The 22,688-nt window shown below is 71.8% G+C and carries 18 protein-coding genes; 11 read left to right on the plus strand and 7 right to left on the minus strand.

The annotated features are described in order from the left end of the window. Window positions 1-130: 130 nt before the first annotated feature. Window positions 131-3,793 (plus strand): FxSxx-COOH system tetratricopeptide repeat protein, encoded by a 3,663-nt coding sequence (gene fxsT / locus ACFYXF_RS19775; RefSeq protein ID WP_389350891.1) that lies wholly within the window; start codon window positions 131-133, stop codon window positions 3,791-3,793. 52 nt (window positions 3,794-3,845) lie between these two features. Beyond that, complete coding sequence (locus ACFYXF_RS19780) at window positions 3,846-4,859, plus strand: hypothetical protein (RefSeq protein ID WP_389350892.1); 1,014 nt, start codon at window positions 3,846-3,848, stop codon at window positions 4,857-4,859. A 65-nt stretch (window positions 4,860-4,924) separates the two neighbouring features. Here ACFYXF_RS19780 and ACFYXF_RS19785 read toward each other — a convergent pair whose 3' ends face one another. The 4 genes from ACFYXF_RS19785 to ACFYXF_RS19800 all read right to left on the minus strand — a co-directional run bounded on the left by ACFYXF_RS19785 (window position 4,925) and on the right by ACFYXF_RS19800 (window position 10,747). Continuing rightward, window positions 4,925-7,297: a hypothetical protein gene (locus tag ACFYXF_RS19785; RefSeq protein ID WP_389350893.1), complete on the minus strand. Its 2,373-nt coding sequence runs from the start codon at window positions 7,295-7,297 to the stop codon at window positions 4,925-4,927. A gap of 76 nt (window positions 7,298-7,373) precedes the next feature. Then, the gene (locus ACFYXF_RS19790; RefSeq protein WP_389350894.1) at window positions 7,374-8,492 is read right to left on the minus strand and encodes a hypothetical protein; all 1,119 of its coding nucleotides are present in this window, start codon (window positions 8,490-8,492) and stop codon (window positions 7,374-7,376) included. Beyond that, on the minus strand, window positions 8,489-9,301 hold the full coding sequence (locus tag ACFYXF_RS19795) for a hypothetical protein (protein ID WP_389350895.1): 813 nt from the start codon (window positions 9,299-9,301) through the stop codon (window positions 8,489-8,491). Before ACFYXF_RS19795 ends, ACFYXF_RS19790 begins: the two co-directional genes overlap by 4 nt. A 240-nt stretch (window positions 9,302-9,541) precedes the next feature. Next, window positions 9,542-10,747 (minus strand): hypothetical protein, encoded by a 1,206-nt coding sequence (locus ACFYXF_RS19800; protein WP_389350896.1) that lies wholly within the window; start codon window positions 10,745-10,747, stop codon window positions 9,542-9,544. Window positions 10,748-11,073: 326 nt separating this feature from the next. On the opposite strand from ACFYXF_RS19800, the gene ACFYXF_RS19805 reads away from it, so the two are divergent. Next, the gene (locus ACFYXF_RS19805; protein WP_389350897.1) at window positions 11,074-12,108 is read left to right on the plus strand and encodes a LacI family DNA-binding transcriptional regulator; all 1,035 of its coding nucleotides are present in this window, start codon (window positions 11,074-11,076) and stop codon (window positions 12,106-12,108) included. Window positions 12,109-12,134: 26 nt separating this feature from the next. Here ACFYXF_RS19805 and ACFYXF_RS19810 read toward each other — a convergent pair whose 3' ends face one another. Beyond that, entirely contained in the window at window positions 12,135-12,890 is a 756-nt protein-coding gene (locus tag ACFYXF_RS19810) for an NPP1 family protein (RefSeq protein WP_389350898.1), read from the minus strand. Window positions 12,891-13,154: 264 nt separating this feature from the next. Between ACFYXF_RS19810 and ACFYXF_RS19815 the strand changes: the two genes are divergently transcribed. The 4 genes from ACFYXF_RS19815 to ACFYXF_RS19830 all read left to right on the plus strand — a co-directional run bounded on the left by ACFYXF_RS19815 (window position 13,155) and on the right by ACFYXF_RS19830 (window position 16,271). Further along, a complete protein-coding gene (locus tag ACFYXF_RS19815; protein ID WP_389350899.1) occupies window positions 13,155-14,093 on the plus strand; it encodes a TIGR03619 family F420-dependent LLM class oxidoreductase in 939 nt (312 codons plus the stop codon). Between the two features lie 144 nt (window positions 14,094-14,237). Continuing rightward, entirely contained in the window at window positions 14,238-14,813 is a 576-nt protein-coding gene (locus ACFYXF_RS19820; RefSeq protein ID WP_389350900.1) for a MarR family winged helix-turn-helix transcriptional regulator, read from the plus strand. 45 nt (window positions 14,814-14,858) lie between these two features. After that, window positions 14,859-15,599, plus strand: a complete 741-nt coding sequence (locus tag ACFYXF_RS19825; RefSeq protein ID WP_389350901.1) for a type 1 glutamine amidotransferase — start codon at window positions 14,859-14,861, stop codon at window positions 15,597-15,599. Between the two features lie 123 nt (window positions 15,600-15,722). Next, window positions 15,723-16,271, plus strand: a complete 549-nt coding sequence (locus ACFYXF_RS19830; RefSeq protein WP_389350902.1) for a DUF6174 domain-containing protein — start codon at window positions 15,723-15,725, stop codon at window positions 16,269-16,271. On the opposite strand, the gene ACFYXF_RS19835 is transcribed toward ACFYXF_RS19830, so the two are convergent. Then, on the minus strand, window positions 16,272-16,796 hold the full coding sequence (locus ACFYXF_RS19835) for a hypothetical protein (protein WP_389350903.1): 525 nt from the start codon (window positions 16,794-16,796) through the stop codon (window positions 16,272-16,274). It lies immediately after the preceding gene. Between the two features lie 73 nt (window positions 16,797-16,869). Continuing rightward, window positions 16,870-17,967 carry a magnesium and cobalt transport protein CorA gene (locus ACFYXF_RS19840; RefSeq protein ID WP_389350904.1) on the minus strand — a complete coding sequence of 366 codons (1,098 nt, stop codon included), beginning with the start codon at window positions 17,965-17,967 and terminating at the stop codon, window positions 16,870-16,872. 312 nt (window positions 17,968-18,279) lie between these two features. Here ACFYXF_RS19840 and ACFYXF_RS19845 point away from each other — a divergent pair, with 312 nt between their 5' ends. The 4 genes from ACFYXF_RS19845 to ACFYXF_RS19860 all read left to right on the plus strand — a co-directional run bounded on the left by ACFYXF_RS19845 (window position 18,280) and on the right by ACFYXF_RS19860 (window position 22,671). Beyond that, window positions 18,280-18,957 (plus strand): response regulator transcription factor, encoded by a 678-nt coding sequence (locus ACFYXF_RS19845; protein WP_389350905.1) that lies wholly within the window; start codon window positions 18,280-18,282, stop codon window positions 18,955-18,957. Then, window positions 18,947-20,209, plus strand: a complete 1,263-nt coding sequence (locus ACFYXF_RS19850) for a sensor histidine kinase (protein WP_389350906.1) — start codon at window positions 18,947-18,949, stop codon at window positions 20,207-20,209. The genes ACFYXF_RS19845 and ACFYXF_RS19850 overlap by 11 nt, the downstream gene beginning before the upstream one ends. Before the next feature lie 92 nt (window positions 20,210-20,301). Then, the gene (locus ACFYXF_RS19855) at window positions 20,302-21,693 is read left to right on the plus strand and encodes a hypothetical protein (RefSeq protein WP_389350907.1); all 1,392 of its coding nucleotides are present in this window, start codon (window positions 20,302-20,304) and stop codon (window positions 21,691-21,693) included. 99 nt (window positions 21,694-21,792) lie between these two features. Then, window positions 21,793-22,671 carry an alpha/beta fold hydrolase gene (locus ACFYXF_RS19860; RefSeq protein WP_389351209.1) on the plus strand — a complete coding sequence of 293 codons (879 nt, stop codon included), beginning with the start codon at window positions 21,793-21,795 and terminating at the stop codon, window positions 22,669-22,671. The last annotated feature ends 17 nt before the right edge of the window (window positions 22,672-22,688 follow it).

Genomic DNA, 22,688 nt, shown 5'->3' on the forward strand with positions numbered 1-22,688 from the left:
GCCGTCAGTCAGGTGTGCGGAGTCCTATACTGGCGCTCCCTGAATACACCCTTTATCTCCTTTGTTCTATTTATCCGCTCTCTTTTCCTTTCTCTTTCCCTTGTTCACCGCCGCGCCGAGCGGAGAAGTCATGCCAGACGCCAACACCCCTGACCGGCCGGGGCCGTTCGCGGTCTTCCTCGCCACCTCCGAGAACCTCGGCCTGAGTACGACCCTGCGCAACGTCGCCGACATCCTCGCCGACACCAACCGCAGCGTCCTCCTCGTCGACGGACGTCACGGTGAACCCGGCGAGAGCGCGCCCCCGCCCGACCCCGAACCCGGCCAGGTGCACACCGCGACCGCCCCCGGCGGACCCGCCCTCGCGGCGCTCGCCGAGGCCTCCGTCGCCGCCGCGTACGACCATCTCCTCGTCGAGGCCCCGGTACCGGACACCTCCGAGACGACCGAACCGGCGCGCTTCGCCGCGTACGCCGACACGCTCGTCGTCTGCTTCGCGATGACCGCCTGGTCCATCGACGGGGCCGCCGCACTCGCCGAGGACCTGATGGCCCGCCGGGGCGACCGTCCCGTACGGCTGCTCACCCTCGGACTCAAGAGCGACGTCGGTGTGCACGACCGGCTGCGCGACGCCCGCCAGCGGGTGCGCCGGAAGTTCGCCCCGGTCGCCGCCGCGCTCGGCGCGACCGACATCCCGTTCCTCGAAATCCCGTACAACCCGCTCTACCAGGACAGCCGAAGCCTCGCCGTCGACGCCGAGGACGCCGGCACGATCAGCGGACTGCGCCCCTACTACGAGCAGCTCGCCGACTGGCTGCGCGCCCGTCGCACCGCCCGCCTCACCGAGGTCACCGTCGTCCACTCGGCCCGGCACGCCCTGTGGGCCGCGTGGCTGCGCGACCGGCTCGCCGTCAAGGGAGTGCGTACCGAGCTGCGCCGCGCCGACACCTACGCCGGTGAACGCCCCGATCCCGGTGCGGCGTTGCTCTTCCTGTCGCCCGACGACGCCGACGACACGCTCCTCGAACAGATCGGCGCCCTCTCCCACACCGACGTCCGCATCCTGCTCGTCGACGAGCCGTTCCCGCACACCGCCGCCGCCCACCACGAGCGGATCGACCTGCGCGACACCACCGAGGAAGGGGCCCTGCGGGCGCTGTACACCGGCCTCGGCCTCGGCGCCCCCGAACCCGGCGACAGCGGCGGCGGGGCCGGGTTCCCGCGGCTGCCGGAGACCACCAACGTGGGGCCGCGCAACGCCGCCTTCGTGGACCGCCCGGGACTCCTCGGCACGCTCCACGAGGAGCTGCGCGGCGCCGCCCGCGACGGCGCCTGCCTGGTGCTGCACGGCCCCAGCGGCTGGGGCAAGAGCGACACCGCGCACGAACTGTGCCACCGCATCGGAGCCTCGTACGACGTCGTGTGGTGGGTGCGCGCCTGGGAGCGCACCCGGGTCGAACGCGGCCTCGGCCGGCTCGCCGGGCGCCTCGGCGCGCCCGAGGACCGCGTCGGCACCGACGAGGACGGCATCTCCCGGCTGCTCTCCCGGCTCTCCCGCACCGACGCCGAGGCCGACAGCTGGCTCATCGTGTACGACGGTGTCACCGACCCCGTCGAACTCCACGGCCTGCTGCCCGTGCCGCACGAGCGCGGGCACGTCCTCGTCACCAGCCGCACCGCACCGCCCGACAGCGACTCCGCCGCCGACGTCCGGCCCCCGCATCTGCTGCCCCTCGCCGTCGCCCCGATGGACGTCGAGGAGAGCCGCGCGCTGCTCGCCGAGAAGGTGCCGGAGATCACCGAGCGGCAGGCCCGGCAGATCGGCAGCGTCGTCGACTCCGTACCGCAGGCCCTGCACATCGCCGCCCACTGCCTGGCCGAACGGACCGCCGCGCACCGCCGCGACGACCACATGAACCAGGACGCCGCCGTCCGCGCCGCCGTCGGCGACCTGCTCGCCGAGTACCGCGCCGGCAAGACCGACCTGCTCCGCACCCGCGACGCGGTGAGCCCCGTCGAGGTGATGGTGCGGGTCGCCCGGCGTGTCGTACGGACCACGCCCGGCGCGCTCGCCTGGAGCGCCGAGAGCCCCGAACGCGACGCCGTGGGCTGGCTGTTGGGCGCCGCCTCCCTGCTCACCGGGCGCGGTATGGGCCTGGACCTGCTGCGCTCGCGCCGCATCCTGTCCGAACTGGCCCACGACGACGAATCGGCGACGCCCGCCCCCGCCGGCACCGAGATCCTGCTGCCCGACGAGCACATGGTCAGCGTCGCCCTGTGGGCCCTCGCCCAAGTCGGCCTGCTCGACGTCGACTTCGACCGCGTCCGCCAGCCCCTCGTCCAGCACCACGGACTGCGCGACCTGATCCGCGCCGGCATGGACCCCGACGAACGCGCGCACATCGAGTCCGTCCTGCGCGGCGTCCTGTCCGAATACGCCCCGCAGGGCGCCGACCTGCCCGCCGACTGGGCCCGCGAGGTGTTCTCGCTGCGCCTGTGGGAGGACCCCCGGCCCCGGGTACGCCGCTCCCTGCTGCGTCACCTCAACGCGCTCGGCCAGCGCGCCGAGGCCGCCGACCTCGACCGCCTCCTCGACATCGCCGGGCGCGCCCGTGAACAGTGGCGGGCAGAGGACGACGACGAACAGTCCCCGGAATACCTGCGGTTGCTCAACTTCGTCGCCCGCGCCCACCGGCTGCGCGGCGACTACGACCTCTCCCGGCGGATCGCCCAGGACGCGCTGCGCGGCCACCGCAGGCTCCTCGGCATCACCCACCCGCGCACCCTGCTCTCCGCCGACTCCTACGCCGCCACCCTGCGCGCGCTCGGCCGCTTCGACGACGCCCTGCTGCAACTGCGGCCCGTCCTGGACGGCCTCACCCTGCTGCTCGGCCCGCAGCACCCGGCCACCATCCAGGCCGAGCACAACCTCGCCCTCACCGAGGCGCTCACCGGCCGGATCGCCCCCGCCCTGACCGCGATCCAGGACCGCTTCCGCTACCGCCAGGCCGTCGGCGGCACGGACGACCCCGTCGCCTGGGACGCCGCCGAACTCCTCGCCTACCTGTACCGCGCCGCCGGACGCGACGGCGAGGCCCGCGACCTGCTGCGCCAGAAGCTGCGCAGGCACGGCGACACCTGGGACCTAGTCCGGCTCCGTACCGAGGTCGGCCTCGCGATCAGCGAACGCCGGCTCGCCGACGGCTTCCCCGCCCTCAAGGACCCCCTCTACAGCTACGAACTCGCCCACGAACGCGACCTGCGCGCCCTCGGCCTGTACGTCGACCGGTTCGGCCCCGACCGCTTCGACACCGTGCGCTGCCGGTTCAGCTACGCCGCCGACCTGCACGCCCTCGGCAAGGCCGACGAGGCCGAACACCAGGCCAGGCAGTGCGTGGAGACGCTCGGCCGGTGGTTCGGCCCCGGGCACCCCTACACCGGCCTCGGTGAGGTACGGCACGGCGTCTATCTGCGGGCCACGGGCGACATCCGGCTGGCCGAGGAGGTCGGCCGGGGCGCGCTCAACCTCCTCACCCACAAACTGGGCCGCGCCCACCCCTGGGTCGCCGTCGCGGAGAACTCCCTGGCCGCCACGTTCGCCTCGGCGGGCCGCGCCGAGGAGGCCGTCGAACTCGCCGGCACCGCCCTGGCCCGCCTCGGCGACCTGGGCATCGCCCACCGCCTCGGCGGCCGCCGGGTCCGCGCCCACCTGGAACACCTCACCGGCACCGACCCCACCAGGCCGGTGCCGCCGTCGGGCTACGACATCGACCTGGAGCTGCCCGACGTATGACCCGTCCAGGTCATCGACCGGCAACCCACCCACCAGCGAAAGGCGAGCACCCGTGGCAGCCCCCGCACCGCACGCGAGCACCACGCTGAAGGAGTCCCACTGGACCCCCAAGCGCCACGGCCTGATAACCGCGCTGTGCGAGGAGACCGTCGCACGGACGCCCGCGATCCGCTCCCTGGCCCACTACAGCAACGGCATCCTCGACTTCGCCGTCCTGCGCGCCGACCGCGCCCCGCTCTCCAGCCTGATCACCGAGACCGGCGACGACGCGCAGAACGAGTCGCTGCCCGGCAGCAGACTCCTGCTCTGCTCCCAGGATCTCGGCGCCGTCCTGCGCCCGCTGAAGACGGGCGAGCTGATGCGTACGGTCCTCGCGGGCGGGCGCGCCGGCCTGTGGGGTGGCCGGGCCCGCCCCGACGAGTTCCTGGCCGCGGTGACGGACGTACCCGGCGGTGTGCCCGAGATGGACGAGGCGATGAACCGGCTCGTGACCCGGATACGGACCGAAGTGCACGGCCTGCCCGACGAGTTGCTCGGCGGTGACGCACAGGCGAAGGCCCATCTCCAGACCGGCGAAGCACCCGCGGGCCCCCAGGTCGACTTCGGGACAGCCGCCGCCCCGGACACCGTGTACGAGCAGCGGCTGCGCGACCTCTGGCGCACCCACGTGAACACCACGGACCTCCAGTACGCCGGCTACTACCGCGACTGGACGCTGGTCTGCGTCGGCGACGTCTTCGACAGCCAGGAACTGGGCCCCCGCTTCATGGACGTCAGCGTCCGCACCCGCCGCACCGCCTACCGCGACCTCTCCCGGAGCCTCCGAGGCCACCTCGTCCGCCTCAAGGACGCCCTGGACCTGATCGCCCCACCACCAGGCGGCGCCGCCTCCGTGGACCGCCTCGTCCTGGACGTCCAGGAGGGCGCGGTCTACGTCCACTGGACCTCGCCCAGAGCTTTCCTCCTGGGCGTAACCCTGGACCAGAGGCAGGTAGGCAACGCGGAGAAAAGGCTGACGGCCCTGGCCGGGCTGACAGGCGAACTGACGGTCCCGGCAACCCCCTAGGGGCGCGGGGAACTGCGCGACCAGCCCCCACCGGGCCCGCAGACGAAAACACACCCATCGCCACCCTAAGAAACAGCCGGCGCACTCAAAGTCCCCCAAACCTCCTCCGCAAGCACCTCCACCGTACGAGCCGGGGTCAGCGGATTCGGATGCTCGGCGCCCCCAAGCAAATGCACCGGCAACACCTCCACCGCGTTCTCGTACTCCCGACAAATCCGCCGAAGATCACTCAGCTGAACCTCGGTCGGCACACCGGGCGAGGCCCCCCGGGCCCAAGCAGCCACCGCCCCCCGAAACTCCTCCGTCAACGCCCGCACCAACGTCGCACACCCCAGAACACGCAACTCCGCCGATCCCGCCGCGGCCCGCCGAGTCACCGACTCCAGCATCGCCAACGCGTCCCGGAACCGCCGCCACACCGCCCCCGGCAACTCCTCGGGCGGCTCCGGCTCGGGAGCCGCCCGCCCACCCGTCACCGCCGGTACGGCGGCCGGCCGCGCCGCCTCCAGCGTCATCGCCGCCAAGTTGCGCCGCATCTCGTCGAGATGGGCCGTCTGCTGCTCCAGATTCCGCCGCATCCGCTCGCCCAGCTCGGCGAGATCCTCCTCCCGCCCCTCCTCCACGAGCCGCCGCTCCAGCTGCAGCAGCGCCTCGTGCACGCTCTGCGGGAACCGGCCCTGCCGGTACACCAGCGGGCGGGAGCCGATCGACCGGCCGAGCCGGTCCTGCATCGCGTGCGACACCAGGCCGTTGACCACCAGCAGCGCCTCGAACCGGCCCGGGCGCACCGCGCCGCGCAACCCGTTCACCTGGGTGACGATCCGTTCGACGTCGTCGGCGAGGAGCAGCGAGCGGGCGTAGATCACCGCGATGTAGGCGTTCGGCGCGGGCGACAGCCAGTACAGGACCTCCTCCCGGCCGCCGGCCGAGCGCGCGAGCCTGGACGGCACCGGATCACGGGAGGCGATCCGCCACTGGCCCAGGTCGAGGGCGTCGTGCACATCGCCCAACACCCGCTGGTACGACACGCGTTCGTGCAGCGCCCGTACCGCCCGCAGGACCGTCGCGCCGGGCACCCGGCTCACCACGCCGTCGCGGTCCTCGCTGAGCTGCCAGGCCTCGCGGCACGTCTTGAGCACCTCGCGCGGCACGCCCTCGGTCAACTCATGGAGCAGCCGCAGAGCTTCGTCGTCGAAGGGACCGGTGGACGCCGGTGCTCCCTCGCCCGAGTCGTCGTCCGCCTCGTCGCCCGAGGCCAGATACCGGGCCACCAACTCCCCCGTACGGTCCGGGTCGAGCCCCGTCGGCCACAGCTGCACCACCCGCTCGTGCACGCTCTGGCGCAGTGCCCGCAGCCCGTCGGGCGAGGAGCAGAACACCAGCAGACCGCCGTGGCTCGTATAGATGTTGATGAGGCGTTCGAAGGCGTCGATGAACGCGCGCCGGCTGTCGTCCGGCCAGTCCAGGACCTTCTCCAGTGAGTCGAGGAGCAGGACGTACGGCCGTCCGACCCGGCCGTGCAGAAAGCCCTGCACGGTCAGCGCGTCGAAGACCCGGTCGATGCCGGCCGCGTTGTCCGGGCGCCCCTCCGACGGGCCGATCGCCTCCGTGATGCCACGCTCGCGCAGCGGTTCGGCGGGCTCGGCGCCGTTCAGCCAGTTCCACACCATCCGGTTGAACGGCGGCTCCAGGAGCAGCGCGAGCGCGCTGGAGAACCTGCGGTGCTCGGTGACCTCGCCCAGGGTGCCGCGCAGATCGGCGTGGATCACCTCGGGGTCGTAGCGCAGCGCCGACACCACCTTGTCCGGGTCGAGCACCCGGTCGCGCAGCCCGGTCGCGATCTCCCGCAGGGTGCCGCGGCGCGGGTCGTCGTCCTCGCCGCCGACCCAGCCGGCCGTCACATAGGCGTAGTAGTCCCGCACCAGCTCCTCGAAGGCCCGCTTGCCCTGCTCGGTGTCGCCCGGCCCGCGCAGCCGGTCGCGGTAGAGCCGCCCCATGTCCTGCGCCGGTTCGTCCACGATCCAGGTCGCCGTCTCGGGGTGCCGGGCCCGGATCGTCTGGTAACTCCGGCGCAGGGCATGGCTCTTGCCCAGGCCGAACTCGCCGACCAGGGCGATCGCCCGGCCGCGCCGGCCACCGGCGGCGGGCGGCGCGAAGTAGTCGTCGACGAGCGACTCGACGTCCTCGATGAGCGGGGTGTCGATGTGGGCGTTGCCCGAGTCGGCCGCCCGCACCCGCGCGTCCCCCAGGTCGGACATGGGCCCCAGGCGCACGACAGGGCTCAGCGGGAAGGGGTTGCGGTGCCAGGTGTGTCCACTGGTCGGCGTCACGATGGCACTCCTCGTGTGTCCGGTGTCGGCCTTGGGAGCGGCGAGCGGGTGCGGCGAGTGGAGCGGGTACTGCCGGTACTGCCGGTACAGCGAGTCTGGCGAGGACATCTGTTCGGTTCCTGTGTATGAATCCTGGTTCCTGGTTCCTGTGTACGGGTGGAACGGGTGCGTCGGGAACCCCCGGCTAGGCGGGTCTGCGGGGCGCGCGGCCCGCGGGCGGTGTGCGGCCCAGGTCCGCGGGGTCGAGGGTGGGCGCGGCGAGGTCGGCGGCGGTCACCCGCACCCGGCCGCCCGCGAGTCTCTGCCGCTCGGCGACCCGGAAACACTCCCGGCGCAGATGCCGTACGTCGGCGAGGCTCCACGGGTCGGGGGCCGGCTCCGCACCCTGCCCCTGCCCCTGCCCCTGTCCCTGCCCCTGCCCCTGGCCCTGGCTCGGGATCGCGGCCAGCGGCGGCACGGCGTCCTCGGGGTCGGGATGGCCGCCGCGAGCGGTCTCGGTGAACTTCACGGTGTCCTCCGTGGCGAGCGATCCGAGCGAGAGATGGGTGAGTGCCGAGTTCAGCGGCAGGCCCGCGATCACCTCACCCGCCGTTCGCGGGTTCTGGTGACTGATCTCGACGAACAGTACGATCCGGCTCTCCGCGTGGCTCAGCCACGTCTTGAGGAAGTTCGTCCGCACCTCGCCCCCGGCGTCCCGCCAGTCGATGTGCGGCACGATGGCGAACAGCAGACCGTTCTGCTGGGCGAGCAGCTTGCTGATGGCGCTGAACGCCTTGGGCACGTCGTCACCGGTGAACGTCGGGTCGAGCGACACCCCGGGGAACTCCCGCTCCAGAGTCTCGACGATCCGGTCGCGGATCGCCGTGTTGATCTCCGGGGTCTGCGCGAAGTCGCCACGGCGGTCCCAACTCACCTTGTCCCCAAGGTTCTCGTACCCCCCGGCCATCGCCACCACCGGCCGCACCAGGCCCTCGATGTACTCCTGCGCCCAGTGCACGCAGCGGTGGATCAGCGTGGTCTTGCCCATGCCCACCGGCCCGGTCACCACGACCAGATGGCCCCGGCGCGCCTCCGGGTCGAGCAGTCCGGGCAACTCCTCCTGGAGGCACTCCTCGAACAGTTGCAGCTGCTCCCGTGCGTGGTCGACGTCCACCCACTGGTGGACATGGCTCTCGTCCTTCCAGGGCACCAGCGGATGGTCGGCCTTCGGCCGGACGTGCGTCGCGGGCAGCCGGTCCCGGCTCTCCGGCACATACACGCCGAAGGGGTTCGCGTTCTCCGTCTCGTCGAGCGGCCCGATCATTCGGCGCCCTCCGTCGTCCCGGACTGCGCGGAGCCGGGCCGCCGGGTGCGCCAACTCCAGTACGGGAAGGCGCGGTTCAGCTCGGGCAGGGCGCGCAGGCAGCTCGCCAAGGACGCGTGTTCCTCGTTCGCGATACGGGTGCGGTCCTCCGAGTCGAGCACATAGCCGCCGCCGTCCCTCGGCAACGGCTCGGCCAGCGGCAGTCCGTCGGCGATCCGCTCCGCCGCCGCGAGGCGGGCGGCGGGTCCTGGCACCCGGGAGAGCGCGGCGGTCAATGCCTCCCGCGCGGACCGCACCGGCAAGTGGTCCGCCTGGGCGTAGGACACTCCGTACGCGTCGAGGTAGTCCCGTACGGCATCCCGGTACGCGTTCTCCGTCGTCCTCAACTCCAGGCGCAGCGACCGTCGTTCGGCCGACCCGCGCTCGTAGGACTGGCCGACCAGGGTGAGCAGCGCGCCCAGCAGAAGCAGGGGTAACTGCTTGAGCGCGGTCATGAGCCAGCCGTCCCCGTCCGCCTCCTCGGCCCGCGCGGCCGTCCCCGGCGAGTCCGACTCGGCGGTCATCAGCGCGGCGCAGGCCCGCCCGAAGTCGGCGTCGTGGTCCTTGGCCCACTGCTCCGGCGTGACGTCCGCGTCGGCCTTCAGCAGCCCCAGCCGGACGGCCGCCGTGAGCAGGTCGGTGCGGTGGACCGGCGCGAGGCAGTACACCAACTGGGCGTCCCGCTCGGGCGAGTCGGCGCCCCCGGCGGACACGGCGAAGGCCGGCACGGCACCGGCGGCCAGCAGCAGAAGGGCAGCCCCGGTCACCACGTGCCGTCGGCGGCCCGGGGGAGCGATGCTCCGGGCACTCCGGGCACTCCGGGTGCCCCGGGCCCTCCGGTTCAGCGGGCGGGTGCCACCGCGTGGCACCCCTCGCACACCTGATCTCCTCGCCTGCCTCATCAGCGTCTCCCCCGTCCGGTACTGGCACTTCGTACGCCATTGGGTCTCGTACGTCTTGCATTCCCCACGGCCGCTGCCTGTCCCACATTTCCGGCAGCCGAACTCCGGCTACGCGACCGACTGTTCGTCCTCGGCATCCTGCTCGTACGGAGAGTGACGCTCACCCTCGGAGGAGAGTTCCCGCCGGGACGGACGGGCCAGCAGCGCCTGTGAGGTGCCGTGCAGCAGGTTGACGGTGATCACGGCCGGGCCGACGATCGCGGCGGTGCCCGGGAAGTCGCGCTCCAGGGTCAGGGCGATCAGTACGGCCGTGATGCCGTTCTGCTGTCCGAGGCCGAGCGCGATCCGGTCGCCGCGCTCCAACCCCCGTACGAACAACGGCATCACGCCGAGCGCCACCACCGCCTGCGCCCCGAACGCGGCCACGCCGAGGACGAACCCCGGCCACAGCTCGACCCCGTGCGAGAGCAGCAGCCCGAGCGTCAGGAACGCGGCGAGGAAGGCGCCGCCGACCGCCCGGCCGACCGCCCTGTCGAGCACCCCGGCCCGCAGCACGAGCCCGGCCAGCGCCACCCCGAGCATCAGCTGGTTCAGCGCGGCGAGCACGAGCATCGCCCCGACGAGCAGCACCGCGCCGCCGGCCTTCGTGCGCCGGACCGCCGGTACGTCCGGCAACCGTGACACCGCCCGCCGCCCGGCCCACCACAACAGCACGACGACGACCAGGAGTACGGCGTTGAAGAGGAGCCCGGTCGCGTAGTCGCCGCCCGCGCCCCGGCTGATCTCGGGGGCGCCCTCGTGCCCCGCGGCCGTATAGGCGTACCCCGCCAGATACAGGGTCAGCAGGACCGTCATCGGGTCGTCGAACGAGGCCCACGCCGTCAGCAGCGACTGGGCGCGCGGCGACATCCGGCCCCTGCCGGTCAGGGCGGCGACCGACAGCGGGTCGATCTGGGCGACGGCGATGCCCAGCACCAGATACTCCGGCTTCCCGAACACCAGCACCATCGTGCCCGCGATCAGACCGGCCTTCAGGACCACACCCAGGGTGACCGCGGCGACCACACCGCGCAGATCGGCACGCAGCGCCTTGAGATCGATCGAGTACGTGCTCCCGTACAGGCCGACCGCGAGCAGCAGCGCCGCCCCGAACACATAGGCGCCGGAACCCGTCAGCGCCGAGACGTCCACCACCAGCCCGGCCAGCACTCCCAGGGCCAGCAGGCCGGCGCCGCCGAGGACGATGCCGGGGACCAGCTCGGGGAGGCGTCGTACCGGCAGCTGTCGTAAACGGGTGCGCAGGGATGCCCGCATGGCCTGTTCCCCCCTCCGCTCCGGCCCCGCGTGGTGTCCGGCACGGCCGGAGACGTACTCCCGGCGGTGCGTGTGCGACCGTCGCGGGGCAGGTGAATGGTAGGGGCCACGGTGCCGGGGGAGAAGCCGAAGATCGGCCTTCCGCCGCGCCCGCCGACGACCCCTGGCCGGTACGCGGCCCGACGGGCCGGCGACGCTGCCGTCCCGCCCTGTGCTCCTCCCCTTCACGATGCCCGGCCGGGACCGCCCGCGAACCCGGCGCACCTGCCTGGCCGAAAGCCAACGTTCCTTTCCAGGAGGGTATTTGGCGCCCGTACACTCACCCGGTGACAAAGGTGACACGGGACGACGTCGCCAGGCTCGCGGGAACTTCCAGCGCGGTCGTCAGTTACGTCGTCAACAATGGCCCACGGCCCGTATCCGCGGAGAAACGCAGACGCGTTCTCGAAGCGGTCAGAGAGCTGGGATACCGCCCCGACCGGGTGGCCCAGGCCATGGCCAGTCGCCGTACGGACCTCTTGGGACTGATTGTTCCCGACGCCCGTCAGCCATTTTTCGGGGAAATCACCCACGCGTTGGAACGCGCCGCCGCCGACCGGGGAAAAATGGTCCTCGTCGGCAACTCCGATTACCAGGAGGAGCGCGAAATCCATTACTTGCACGCCTTTTTGGGGATGCGGGTGTCGGCGCTGATCCTGGTCAGTCTCGGACTCGGCGACCGGGCCGCCGCCGAGATCGACACCATGGACACCCGGGTCGTGCTGATGCACGAACGGTCCGCGTCCGTACGGAAGTTCGCCGTGGTCACCGATGACATCGAGGGCGCCAGGATCGCCACCCGGCATCTCCTCCAGCACGGTCACACCGCCGTGGCCTGCCTCGGCGGACCCGAGACGGCTCCCCGGGCCGGCGATCCCGTCGCCGACCATGTCGAGGGCTGGCGCAAGGCGATGGCCGACGCCGGCCGCTCCACCGAGGGGCTCCTGGTCCGCGCCCCCTACAACCGGTACGGCACCTACGAGATCGCGCTGCGCCTGCTCGCCGCCCCCGGCAGACCGACCGCCGTGTTCTGCTCGACGGACGACCAGGCGATCGGCCTGCTGCGGGCGGCCCGTGAACTGGGCGTGGACGTACCGGGCGAGCTGGCGGTGGCGGGCTTCGACGACGTCAAGGAGGCGGCGATGACCGACCCGCCCCTGACGACGGTCGCCTCCGACCGCCAGGCGATGGCCCGCACGGCGGTGGACATGGCGCTCGACGCGGACCTGGACGCGGTCACACCCGGCGGCGGGACGGACCGCACCCGGCGCTTCCCGTCCCACCTGGTCGTCCGCACGTCGTGCGGCTGCCCGGCCGCCTGACGCGGCAGCCGGGCCAATCGACTGCGTCAGGCGTTCGGGTCGAACGAGATGCCCGACGGCAGGGCCTTGGTGAGGTGGGCGGCGAAGTTGGCGTCCTTGAGGCCGAAGTTGGCGCTGCCGAAGTCGTACGCGCTCAGCTTGTCGCGCAGACCGGCCGGGTAGCCGTTCCAGCCGACCAGGTCCGGGTACTGCCAGGTGCCGTAGGCGTTCTCCGGCGGCTCGTCGTTCGAGCCGGCGATGCGGAAGGTGTGGGTGCTCACCCCGTCCTTGTGGTAGACGATCTTGGGGTGGTTGCCGTCCCAGCGGACCGCGCTGGCGGCCTGGACCACGAAGTCACCGTGCGCGGACGTGGAGACGTACTTGGCCTGACCGTCCTGCACCCACACCACGACGTGCTCCCAGTCGTGCCGGTGGCCGCCGATCGTCGCCTGGTCCTTCTCGAAGTAGAGCGCGTACATGATCGCGCACCAGCCGTTGTTGCACTTCTCGCGCGAGTAGCCGTTGGTGTTGTCGAGGTCCGAGGTGTCGTGGCACTCGCCGCTGACTGAACCGGACGGGTTGAGACCGCCGTTGATGGTCCCGTCGGGACCGATGGCCGGCGTGGGGTAGCAGCCGTCGGTGTCGTAGTCGTAGGCCGGCTGCCAGGTGTTCTCGAGCGTGTCGGCGTTGGCGGGCAGGGCCGACGGCGGGGCGGCGAACGCACTGCCGGGAACGGCGACGACCAGCGCGACGGCGCTGCCGAGAACCAGTGAGGCTCTGCGGACTCGCGGGGGGATCTTCACTGCGTGCTCCTGTCGACCGTGGGGGGTGACGGGTGGAAGGCAACAGTCCGGTTGGCGTGCCCGGATCAAAATTGCCGCACCGCCCGACGGCCCGAAAGGTGACAGGTGTCACTGTGATGAAAACTCAACCAATAGTGGGCGAGGGGGAGTTGGGGTCTGAGGGGTGTCGGCCTCTTGTCAGACGGGAGCGATCTATTTATTGTTTGGCATCAAACGAAAAGATTCGGGTGAAGAAGCAGTCGAATGATCGGAGCGTCTACGGCCATGACCACGGTTCCTCGTATGCAACTGGTCCTCAGTGAGAACTGGACCATGACCGGCGGGCGCGTCGACCTGCCGCTGCTGGTGCGCTGGGCCCGGGAGGCCGAGGACGCCGGATTCGACTCGGTGATGCTCAGCGAGCACATCGTGCTCGGCCCCGACGCCGGCGTGAACGGCGTCATGGGCAACCCGCGCGACTGGGCCCTGCCGGGCAACCAGGACCCGTACACGCCCTGGCCCAACTCCCTGATCCTGCTCGGCGCGATCGCCGCCGTGACCGAACGGGTCCGGCTGGCCGCCTCCGCCGTGATCGCCCCGCTGCGTCATCCCCTGCTGCTGGCAAGGGAGTTGGGCACGCTCGACCTGCTCTCCGAGGGGCGGCTGATGGTCCTGCCCAACGCCAGCTGGAGCCGGGACGAGTACGACGCGCTCGGGGTGCCCTTCGCCCGGCGCGGCCGGCTGCTGGACGAGCACCTGGAGATCTGGGCGAAGCTGTGGGGGGTCTCGCCGGTGTCCCACTCGGGCGAGCACTACCGGTTCGAGGACGTGTACTTCGAGCCCAAGGCGTATCGGGCGGACGGGCCCCGGCTGTGTTTCGGCGGGGCGGGGATGCACGCGGCGATGGTGCGGCGGTTGGTGCGGTATGGGCATGCGTTCAATCCGTTGGGGCGGCCGACGGTTGAGGAGATGGGGGTGCTTGAGGGGGCTATGAAGGAGGCGGGGCGGGATGTTTCCGAGCTGGAGATGATCGGGGGGATTCGGGTGGAGTTTCCTGATGATCGGTCCTGTGCGGATCTTGGGGCGGCGTTGGGTTCTGTTGCGGAGCAGATGGAGATGGGGTTTACGACGTTTTGTGTGAAACCGTCGCAGTTTATTGATGATCCGGATGGGGTTGGTGAGTTCTGTCGGGAGGTGATGCGGCGCGTTTCGTCTGCCATGTGATGTTGGTGGGCGGCTGCGGGTTGTGTGTGGCTGGTCGCGCCCCGCGGCGGAGCCGCAAATGTCACAGCCCCGCGCCCCTATCGGGGGCGCCTGCCCTGGCCCTCGTACAATTTGGTGCCGAACGACAAGGTGCCCTGGAGGGGAATGCCGGTGACGCAGCGACCGATCGTTGAGACCGAGCGGCTGGTCAAGGCCAAGCTGGGGGATATTTCGATCCGGCACGACCAGATGGCCGTCGTCGCGAACATTCATCGGGCCGCCTCCGCCGTGCGGCAGCACGTCGAGAACTCCGTGTTGCGCGGGGTGGATCTGACGTGGACCGGGTTCGTGGTGCTGTGGGTCGTCTGGATCTCGGGGGAGACCGAGACCCGGCTCGTGGCGGAGGAGGCCGGGATCTCCAAGGGGACGCTCACCGGGGTGGCCCGGACGCTGGAGTCGCGGGGACTGGTCCGGCGTATCGAGCACCCCTCGGACGGGCGGCGGGTCCTGCTCGGGCTCACGGACGAGGGCGAGGCACTGATGCGGACGCTGTTCCCGGACTTCAACGCCGAGGAGGCGTTCGTCGCGGCACCGCTGAGCGCCGAGGAGTGCCGGGCCACGGCGGACGCGCTGCGCAGGATCGTGGTCCAGGTCGAGACCCACGGGGAGGAGCGTCGACTGGAGCTGCTCGACGGCGCCGAACCCGCTCCGCGCCGCAGCGGACGGCGCGCCAAGGGCTGAGTCGTCGAACGTGCAAGTGTGGAAGTACAGAACTGGAGAACCCCCGTGCGTGCCCTCGTCATACGTCACGACCATCTCTCGCTGTCCGGTCCCGTCGGTGACCGGATCGCCCAACTCGGCTATGAAATCGACGAGTTGACCGTCGTACCGGCCGAGCGACACGACAGCCCCGGTGTGGAGTTCGCGTTCCCCGACCCGGCCGGCTACGACCTGGTCGTGCTGCTGGGGGCGCCCTGGTCGGTCTACGACCGGGCCTCGGTCGCGCCCTGGATCGACGGCGAACTGGAACTGCTGCGCACCGCGTACGCCGCAGAGTTGCCCGTGCTCGGCATCTGCTTCGGGGCGCAGGCGCTCGCCACCGCCCTCGGGGGGAGTGTGGAGGCGGCTCCCCGGCACGAGATCGGCTGGACGGCCGTCGAGTCGGACGTACCGGGGCTGATACCGGCCGGGCCGTGGTTCCAGTGGCACTTCGACCGGTTCACGGTCCCGCCGGGCGCGGTGGAGCTGGCCCGCAGCGCGGTCGGTCCGCAGGCGTTCCGGGCGGGGCGGGCGCTCGGGGTGCAGTTCCATCCCGAACTCGCCGAGGAAACGTTGCTTCAGTGGCTGGACTCCGGCGGCCGGCGCGAGGCCGTGGCGCACGGCGAGGACCCGGAGCGGCTGCTCGCCGAGACCCGCGCCCGGCACGAGGAGTCACGGCAGCGGGCGTACGACCTCGTGGACGCGTTTCTCGCGCGGATCGCCGGGGTGACGGGGTCGAGCGGCGCTGGTCGGGGGCGTGCGGCCTGACGGCTTCCGCTTCCCGAGTGAACGGTTCGCCGCGGAATCGCGTCGTAGTCGTAGGGGCGGTCGCTGTCGGCCGGTCGCCGGTCGCGGGCCGGTAGGCGCGTTCACTCGTACAGGGGGATCACCATGGCTTCGGTCCGATCGCTGTCGTCCGTCGTGCTGGTCGGGGGGCTGATGTGCGCGGCCGTCGGCTGCGGCGGGGACTCCGGGGCCTCGGTGTCCGCACCGGCGCCGTCCTCCCCGTCGTCCTCGTTCTCGTCGTTCGCGGAGTCCTGGGAGGAACCCGCCGCGTACGCCTACACGTTGACGTCGAGCGAGGGGGAGCGCAGCCTCATCGGCACGTTCCGGGTGACGGTCAGGGACGGGAAGGTGACCAAGGCGGTCGGGCTCGACGAGAGCGGGCGGGGTGCCGTGGAGCGGGCGCCCGAGGAAGTCCCCACCATCGGCGGGCTGTTGGACCGGCTGGCCCAGGCCCATCAGGACGGCGCGTACACGGCGGAGGCGGCGTACGCGCCCGACGGACACCCCGAACGCATCACCCTGGACCCGCTGAAGGACGCGGTCGACGACGAGGAGTCGTACGTCATCAGCGACTACGAGCCGGCCGGGACCAAGAAGGCCTCGGGGTCCGCGGAGACCACCGAGTCCGCGGAGTCCGCGACGGCTCAGCCCTAGCTAGCCTCGACTGGCGGTGCTCTCCGGGGTGGGCCCCTGACTGGCGGCGCCCTGCCCGGCGCTGCCCTGGCTGCCCTGGACGCTCAGGTCCTCGACCGTGCCGCCCACCTTCTGGCGCAGCGGGTCCAGGAGCTTCGGGGCCGCGCTGATGACCCACTTGGTGCCGACGAGGTACTTGCCGCCGTACATGGCCGCGCTGTCCAGCCAGGTCAGCTTGTACTTCTCCTCGGGGAACGTCGTGATCAGATAGTCGCCCAGCTTGGTGTGGCAGACGCCCTCGCGCAGTTCGTCCGCGTCGGTGCGGATCTTCACCGTGCAGCCCGTGAGCTCGGCGATGACCTCGACCTTGGCCGGCGCGACCACGGCGGCGACGGGGGCGGGAGTCATGGACTCCGACGTTTTCTTGTCTGCCTTGCCTGTGTCCGAGGTACAGGCCGTGGTCAGGGGGAGGACGACGGCCGTGAGAAGCGCGGCGAGCGCGAGGGCCCTGCGGGGGAACGGTCGCCGGGTTTGCTGCTGGGACACTGCGCCTCTCCAGGTCGGGTGGTACGGCGGACGTACGACTCGACAGGGGATACGGACGGGCGGCGGGCCGCGTTCACAGCCAGCCGTTGCGTTTGAAGCCGCGGTGGACGAAGAAGCAGGCGGTGGCGATGACGCCGAGGACGAGCGGGTAGCCGAAGCGCCAGTGCAGTTCGGGCATGTGCTCGAAGTTCATGCCGTAGACACCGCAGACCATCGTCGGTACGGCGATGATCGCGGCCCAGGCGGTGATCTTCCGCATGTCCTCGTTCTGGCCGACGGTGACCTGGGCGAGGTGGGCCTGGAGGATCGAGTCGAGCAGGGCGTCGAAGGCGTGGATCTGCTCGGTGGCGCGGAGAAGGTGGTCGGCGACGTCCCGGAAGTAGGCCTGTATCGCGGGCTCGATGGAGGGCATCGGCTCGGTGGCCAGTGTCTGGAGGGGACGGGCGAGGGGGACCACCGCCCGCTTCAGTTCGAGGAGTTCGCGCTTGAGCTGGTAGATGCGTCCGGCGTCGGCGGTGCGCGGACTCTGCGGGGAGAAGACGTCCGACTCGACCTGGTCGATGTCGTCCTGGACGGCGTCCGTGACATGCAGATAGTCGTCCACGACATGGTCGGCGACGGCGTGCAGCACGGCGGCCGGGCCCTTGCCGAGCTGCTCCGGGTCGGCCTCCAGGTCCTCGCGCAGGGGGCCGAGGGAGCCGTGCCGGCCGTGGCGGACGGTGACCACGAAGTCGGGGCCGGCGAAGACCATGATCTCGCCGGTGGTGACGACCTCGCTGGTCGCGGTGAGTTCCTCGTGCTCGACGTAGCAGACCGTCTTGAACACGGCGAACAGGATGTCCCCGTACCGCTCGACCTTGGGGCGCTGATGGGCCTGGACGGCGTCCTCGACGGTGAGCGGGTGCAGGCCGAACAGTTCGGCGACGCGGGCGAACTCCGTCTGGGAGGGTTCGTGCAGGCCGAGCCAGACGAAGCCGCGGTGGTGCTTGCGGACTCGGGCGACGGACTCCTCTACGGTCGGGGCGGTGTCCTGGCGGACGCCGTCGCGGTAGATCACGCAGTTGACGACGGCTGAGCCGAGTGGTGAGCGGGCGGGGTGACTGAGGTCCACGCGTCGCCGCGCACGCCGAGCCAGGCGGGCCACTTTGCGCAGGCTGCCGACCATCGACATGCGGGTGCTCCTTGTTTGGGTTCGGACAGTGTGCCAGGTGGGGGTAAAGGGGTGGTCAGGGAGGTTTCCTCGCCCCCGCCGCCCCTACCCGTCCCATCCTTCTGGGGGCTGCGCCCCCAGACCCCCCTTTGTCCTCAAACGCCGGACGGGCTGACTACCCAGCCCGTCCGGCGTTTGAGGACGAGGCCGTTCAGGCCGACAGCGGGGGTCTGGGTGCGGCAGCCCCCAGGGATGGGAACGGGTAGGGGCGGCGGGGGCGAAAGAAGTCCGTCGAGCGCGCTGAACCTGCCGTCGCGTCATACCGTGAGCCCTATGCGCGTGCTGGTCGTCGAGGATGAGGAACGGTTCGCGGCCGGGCTCAGGGACGGGCTGGAGGCCGAGGGGTTCGTCGTCGATGTCGCGCTCGACGGGGTGGACGGGCTCTGGCTGGCCAGGGAGAACGCGTACGACGCGATCGTCCTCGACATCATGCTCCCGCGGCTCAACGGGTACCGCGTGTGCCGGGAGCTGCGCGGCTCGGGCGACTGGACGCCGATCCTCATGCTCACCGCCAAGGAGGGCGAGTGGGACGAGGTCGAGGGACTCGACACCGGCGCCGACGACTATCTGACCAAGCCGGTGTCGTACGCCGTGCTCCTGGCCCGGCTGCGGGCGCTGCTGCGCCGAGGGACTCCGGAACGGCCCGCAGTGCTCGCCGCCGGTGATCTGCGGCTCGACCCGGCGAGCCGGACGGTGACCCGGGCCGGGCAGGACATCGAGGTGACCGCACGGGAACTGGCCGTGCTGGAGTTCCTGCTGCGCCGCACCGGCGAGGCGGTGTCCAAGCGGACCATTCTCGACCACGTGTGGGGCGACGACTTCGAGGGTGATCCGAACATCGTCGAGGTGTATGTGCGGCGGCTGCGGAACAAGGTCGACCGGCCCTTCGGACGGCACTCGATCGCGACCGTGCGGGGGCACGGGTATCGGCTGGTGGCCGATGACCGGTGAGAGCGTGGGGGAGACCGAGCGGCGGCGGTTGCGGGCCGTGCGGGTGCGGGCCACCGTCGTCGCCGTGCTGGCCGTGGGGCTCGCGCTGGTCGTCGGGGGCGTGACGCTCGTCCTCGTGCTGCGGGCCGAGCTGAGCAATGACGTACGGGACGCCGCCAGGACCCGGGCCACCGAGGTCGCCCGGGTGATCGAGGCCGGCAGGGGGGTGCCCGCGCCCACCGTCACCGACCCCGACGAGGAGTTCCTCCAGGTCGTCGACGCCGAGGGTGTCGTGGTCGCGGCCAGTGCCAATGTCGAGGGGCTGCCGGCGCTGGCCCGGCTCGAAGGGGGCGCCACGACCGAGGTCGACACCCCGCTCGACGAGGACCCCTTCCTCGTCGTCGCCGTCGACGCGCGCGACGGTGACCGCGAACTCGTCGTGCTGGACGGCCGTACACCTGCCGCCGTAGCCGAGGCCACCTCCGCCGTCACCCGGCTGCTGCTCATCGGGCTGCCCGTACTGCTCGTGCTCGCCGCCGCCGCGACCTGGGCCGCCGTCGGGCGGGCACTCGTCCGGGTCGCCCGCGCCCAGACCGCCCGCCGCCGCTTCGTCTCCGACGCCTCGCACGAACTCCGCTCGCCCGTGGCCGCCGTACGGCAGCACGCCGAGGTCGCCCTCGCCCACCCGGACCGGGCGGACGCCCGCGCGCTGGCCGGGACGGTGCTGGCGGAGGCCGTACGCATGCAGCGACTCGTCGACGACCTGCTGCTCCTCGCCCGCGCGGACGAGGACGCCGTCGCCCTGCGGCGCCGGGCCGTGGACCTCGACGACCTGGTGTTCGAAGAGGCGCGCAGGCTGCGGGAGGACAGGGGCGGTGGGCCGCGCGTGGACACCGGTGGCGTATCGGCCGTGCGCGTCCTCGGTGACGCGGAGGCGCTCGGGCGCGTCGTCCGCAACCTCGGCGAGAACGCGGCCCGGCACGCCCGTACCCGGGTCGCCTTCACGCTCGGCGGCGCGGAGGGACGGGCCCGGCTGTACGTCGACGACGACGGGCCCGGAGTTCCGGAGGCCGACCGCGCCCATGTCTTCGAACGCTTCGTCCGGATCGACGAGGCCCGCTCGCGCGGGGCCGGCGGCACCGGGCTCGGCCTGGCCATCGTCGCGGAACTGGTCGCGGCGCACGGGGGCACGGTGACGGTGGGGACGGCCCCCGGGCTGGGCGGGGCGCGGTTCACGGTGACGCTGCCGGAGGTGGAGCCGGAGGAGGACTGAGGGGGGCCTGAACCCCCGTTCAGGTCCTTTCAGCGTCTGTTCAGGGCCGGTGGCGCACGCTCGGGGTACGGCACGCTTCCGAGGAGGCCGTCATGAACACACAGCAGCGCAGGGTCCTGTTGCCCGCGACCGCCGTCACCGCCGCCGCACTGCTGGCCGGCGCGTGCTCGGGGACGGCGAACGGGACAGCGAACGGGACGGCGAACGAGGCGGGCGGTCAGGCAACTAAGTCGAACACCTGTGTACACGTCGTCGACGAGAACACCGGCCGCCCCGGCTCCGACTGCCTCCCGGTCGCCCCCGCCACCGACCGCGTCGACCTCACCGAGCCCCGCTTCACCCACCCCACCCCGGTCACCAACCCGCTGCACCCCACCAGCGAGGTCGACCAGACGATCTACGGCGGTCAGGTCGACGGCAAGCCCTTCCGTACCGAGGTCAGCACGCTGCCCGGCACGAAGACGATCACGCTGGCCGACGGTACGTCCGTGAAGGCGCTGATCCAGCAGTACGCCGCCTATTCCGACGGCCGTATCAACGAGGTCGCCCTCGACTGGTTCGCCCAGGCCGACGACGGCTCCGTCTGGTATCTCGGCGAGGACGTCTTCAACTACGAGGACGGAGTCGTCGCCGACACCGACGGCACCTGGATGGCCGGCCGCGAGGGAGCGCCCGCCGCCATGATCATGCCGGCGCGGCCGGAGAAGGGGGACGTGTACCGGCCCGAGAACCTGCCCGAGATCGTCTTCGAGGAGGTCACCGTCCGGGCCGTGGACCAGACCGTCGACGGGCCGTACGGGAAGGTCGAGGGCGCGCTGACCGTGCGCGAGCTGCACATGGACGGCTCGACGGAGGACAAGGTCTTCGCACCGGGGTACGGCGAGTTCTCCACCGGCGGTACCGCCACCGAGACGGGTGACCTGGAGGCGGTCTCGCTGGCCGTACCGACCGACGCGAAGTCCGGCCCGGTCCCGGCCGCGCTCACCGCCCTGGAGCGCGCGGTGCGTGCCGCCCACACCGACCCGGGCGCGGGTACGGCCCGTGCGGCGAGCGCCGCCTGGACGGCGTACCGCGCCTCGGACGACGTACCGGCCCTGCTGGAGCGCCAGATGACCCGCGACCTGGCGGCACTGGCCAAGGCCCCGGAGGACCGCTCGGCCGCCCTGCGGGTCGCCCAGAACACGACCGACCTGCGGCTGCGGTACGAGCCGCCGCGCACCGTCGACGCGGACCGCTTCGGGCTGTGGGCACGGCAGTTGGGGATCGACGCCGCCGCCGGGGACGCGGGCGCGGTCGCCGGCGACGTCACCAGCCTCGAACTCGCCTGGGAGCGACTGCGGGAGGGAACACCGGCAGCGACGGCGAACACCCTCACGACCGACCTGGGCGCGGCCCGGGACGCGGCGGACCGCGAGGACGTGACGGGCGCGGGCGAACTGGCTCACCGGCTGCTGGCGGACATCGCGAAGGTGCCCGTACTGTAGCTGGACAAGAGGTGATGTACCGTCAAGTATCTGGATCTTATGGCTACTTGACTGTTCCTGCCGTTTCGGTCGGCCAGGGGGAGGGAGACGCGGACGGTGGTGTCTGACCATGTGCGGACCGCGGACGGGCGGCGGCTGCGGGTCGAGATCTCGGGGGATCCGCACGGATACCCCGTGTTCCTGCTGCACGGCACACCCGGCAGCCGCGTCGGCCCCCGGCCCCGCGCGATGTACCTCCACCAGCACGGCGCCCGCCTCATCAGCTACGACCGCCCCGGGTACGGCGGTTCGGACCGCAGGGCGGGGCGCCGGGTCGCCGACGTCGTGGACGATGTCTCCGTGGTCGCCGACGCCCTCGGGCTCGACCGGTTCGCGGTCGCCGGGCGTTCCGGCGGCGCCCCGCACGCCCTCGCCTGCGCCGCGCTGCTCCCGGACCGGGTGACCCGGGCCGCCGCGCTGGTCGGGCTCGCGCCGAGGGACGCGGAGGGACTCGACTGGTTCGCGGGCATGGCACCCTCCAACGTCAGCGAGTACCGGACCGCGTTCACCGACCCGGAGCGGTTCGCGGCCCGGCTCATCCCGCGCTCGGCGGCCATCCGCAGCGATCCGGCGAAGCTGCTGGAGGAGCTGCGCCCGGACCTCACCGACGACGACCGGATGATCGTCTCCGACAGCACCATCCGGTCCATGTTGCTGCGCAACTACCTTGAGGCACTGCGCACTTCACCGTACGGCTGGATCGACGACGCTTTCGCGCTGACCGGCCCGTGGGGCTTCGACCCGGCGCAGATCGATGTGCCGGTGCTGCTGTGGCACGGCGGGAAGGACGTCTTCTCGCCCGCCTCGCACTCCTCCTGGCTGGCCGCCCGCATCCCGCGCGTCACGGCCGTACTGGAACCCGCGGCGGCCCACTTCGCGTCCCTGCGCGCCCTGCCCAAGGCCCTCAACTGGCTGCTCTCGGGCACCTCCCCGCGCTGAGCCCGCGTACGCGTGTC

Origin of the sequence: Streptomyces sp. NPDC002680, assembly GCF_042889145.1 — a bacterium.
GTDB classification, from domain to species: domain Bacteria; phylum Actinomycetota; class Actinomycetes; order Streptomycetales; family Streptomycetaceae; genus Streptomyces; species Streptomyces adonidis.